Origin of the sequence: Rhizobium sp. BR 315, from assembly GCF_050577975.1 — a bacterium.
GTDB lineage: Bacteria > Pseudomonadota > Alphaproteobacteria > Rhizobiales > Rhizobiaceae > Rhizobium > Rhizobium miluonense.
Genome location: NZ_JARWKZ010000120.1, coordinates 1 through 3,283 on the forward strand (window position 1 = coordinate 1; position 3,283 = coordinate 3,283).

The following is a 3,283-nucleotide window of genomic DNA, read 5'->3' on the forward strand; positions in this document are numbered from 1 at the left end:
CCGAGGGACTCGAATCGCTCACCGAGGGACTCGAATCGCTCAATATGAGCGTATTGCGGCTATATAGACGCGCATTTCGCAATTGCACAACACTGGGCCTATCATTTATGCGCGATTTTAGCGAAGACCACAATGATATGATTAATAACAGCACGGATGATATCCCGCTGGAACCGGCCCTTGCCGCACAATGCGTCGCTGCGCTGCTGACGCGGCACGGGATTCCGAAGTACCGCTTCGCCGTTACCGTCTCCGAAATCCTCGGGCTTTCCTACTCCGCCGGAAACCGCCGCCTGACGACGAATGCCTCCTGGTCGCTTGAAGAATTGAAGCGGGTCGCCGAGCATTTCGGCGAGACGCTGCAAGAGCTTGTTACGCTCGACAATGCGGACGCCCTAGTCGACGCCTCAATCGTCATCAACAATCATATTGTCCCCTGTCGCATCCGGTTGGGTAATCCGGTCGGGCAGGTGCCGGCGGGAACACTGATTGCTGCGGAGATCGATGGTTCGTGGCGAGTTATGCCCGCAGATGCCAGGTCGGTTATCCCAGCGCACGCCGTCGCCCGCCTCTTGATCGAACCGACCGCCTCTCGTCGCAGGGTCGCCATCCTGGACGACCACGCCGATACTGCGCGAACGATCGTGCAATATATGGAGACGGCAGGCCTTGACGCCGTCGCCTTCAACGATCCCCAGGCTCTTTACGACCAGACCGACTTCGACGCCTATGTTCTGGATTGGATTATCGAGCGCGATGCACGGCGCCAGACGGCACTGGAGCTAGGGTCAGGACCAGCGTTGGTGCACGGATCGTTCAGCGGTCATGGTGTAGCCGAGCGGTGGTTGAACTATCGGGTCTGTCAGCTTTATGCCCTTCAAACACAATGCCGGCCGCCGCCATCGCATCCGTAAGATGAAGTTCAAAGTGACCAATTGGTCGGAGTATGAGGCAGGCCTTCGCCGACGCGGCAGCCTGACGCTGTGGATGACCGCGGAAGCTTTGTCGCAGTGGCAAGCGCCGAAGCGCACGACCCGCGGCGGTCAGCCGCGTTACTCTGATCTAGCGATCGAGACCGCACTGACGCTGGGACTGGTGTTCGGCCTGCGTCTCCGTCAGACAGAGGGATTGCTGATATCGGTGCTGCAACTGATGGGGTTGGCTCTCAGCGTGCCCGATCATACCACGCTCAGCCGGCGCGTAAGCACACGGCGATCGCCTGACACACGGCAAGGTCGCGGGATTCCAGGAGAAGGGCCCGTGCACGTTCTCATCGATAGCACTGGGCTTGAAGTCTACGGCGCCGGCCAGTGGCAGGAGGAAAAGCATGGCGTCAGGTCGCGGCGAAGCTAGCGCAAACTGCATCTGGCACTGGATGCCGACAGCGGCGAGATCATCGCCCACATCATGACTGACCAGGATACGGGCGATGCCTCGCAGGTGGAGCCGCTGCTCAATCAGGTCGACGTTTCGATCGGTCAGTTTACCGCTGACGGTGCCTATGACGGGAAACCGACCTACGATGCCGTCAGCAACCATTCCGCCGGCGCTGCGATCGTCGTTCCGCCGCGCGCTAACGCGGTGGACGGATCGGACACCAGACCCTCCAGTCAACGAAACCGTCATATCGCGGCGATCGCCACGGACGGCCGGATGCGGTGGCAAGCCGACACCGGCTACGGCGAGCGTTCGCTGATCGAGACCGCGATCGGCAGATACAAGTCGATCATCGGTCACCGCCTGCGGGCACGATCCTTCGGGGCGCAAAAGACTGAGGTCGCCATCGGCTGCGCCGCCCTCAATCGAATGTTGGCATGTGCACGCCCGAAATCCGTCCGTCGCATGACAGCCACCGCATAGACGAAAACATCAAAGACTGGCGTCCGAAATATTCCGATCCCTGCACCAACGCCAATGCGATGCCCTCATTCGCGGTGGATTGATCTGGAGACAGGCCTGCCGGTTAGGGACGACAGGCCTGTCAGCGCTCATCATCAACTATCACGCAGCATTCTGCTTCGGCATGGCCCGCTGATAGGCGAGCGTGGCATCGCCGACCAGGTAATGTGACGTACCATCGGTCGTCTGGTACGAGCTCGTGCCCGTGATCGCCGAGCCGTCGGAGAAGGTCTGGCTGCCATTCGCGTCGGCAGAAGGTTGATCAGCTTGATGCCGGCCTGTGACATGGTCTGCAACTCGCCATCGTCCACGATGCCGTTCTGATTGGCGTCGCGCCAGACACCGAATTCACCGTCGCGCGCCTACCTTAAAATCTTTTCAGCTCGAATCGCTTTCTTCACAAAAGAAAAAGCCATGTACAAAGTCATTTGCAGGACATAGTAGAATAAGAAAATGATAAAACAGGACTTTACTATAGAGATTGAAATATTATCTTTATTGCTAAGCATTATTATATTGTACGTATCGACAAAACCTTTGCCTGATACAAATAGCAATCCAACAGAAATTACAGCATTAACCCAAAAATACGTCGATATGTAAACATTTTTTCTTTTTGTCGCCCTCCAGATGAGGCTAAAAATCATCCACGAAGCTAGAACGATGCTGAAAACAGATCTATCGACAAAGAAAATACAACGCTCAACCGATTCATATGAGAGAATATTTAAATCCTTCACTAAGAAGGCATTTGGCGGCCATCCGTAAAATATAAAATTACTTAAACGCTCACATCTATCTGAGGACACTATGTAAATATTGAGTGGATAAACGAGTAATGCGAACAGAATAACGACAACAGATAGAAGCATTCTCACTTGCTGAAAGTATTTCATCTTTATCAACGCCACTTATTGAGAGCCACCCTGGTCTGCCCACATGAATCACGGAAGACAAGGACAAAGTGACCTATAAACCCTACATCGGTAGAAAGTGTGCAAAAAGGCCAGGCGATCCGTGCTGCGGCCTTTGGAATGGACATCAAAGATTCACTTGCCCGATTCCACGCCCAAATCGATCTCGCAAACATGCGTAGCTTTCTTCATATATTGCGACTATCACATACTTTTATTGCGATTTAGAACGGACACAGTAGCCGAGGGACTCGAATCGCTCAATATGAGCGTATTGCGGCTATATAGACGCGCATTTCGCAATTGCACAACACTGGGCCTATCATTTATGCGCGATTTTAGCGAAGACCACAATGATATGATTAATAACAGCACGGATGATATCCCGCTGGAACCGGCCCTTGCCGCACAATGCGTCGCTGCGCTGCTGACGCGGCACGGGATTCCGAAGTACCGCTTCGCCGTTACCG

1 protein-coding gene and 1 pseudogene are annotated in these 3,283 nt (G+C 54.6%); both read left to right on the forward strand.

Translation table 11 applies throughout. The features are described from left to right. The first annotated feature begins 137 nt into the window (after positions 1-137). Positions 138-914 carry a helix-turn-helix domain-containing protein gene (locus QD409_RS35230; protein WP_430765013.1) on the forward strand — a complete coding sequence of 259 codons (777 nt, stop codon included), beginning with the start codon at positions 138-140 and terminating at the stop codon, positions 912-914. Continuing rightward, positions 871-1,860: pseudogene (locus tag QD409_RS35235) on the forward strand (IS5 family transposase). The gene QD409_RS35230 and the pseudogene QD409_RS35235 overlap by 44 nt, the downstream one beginning before the upstream one ends. Positions 1,861-3,283: the final 1,423 nt, after the last annotated feature.

Coding starts and splice junctions, on each gene's coding strand:
- QD409_RS35230 (WP_430765013.1), top strand. CDS start 138: ATGATTAATAACAGCACGGATGATATCCCGCTGGAACCGGCCCTTGCC.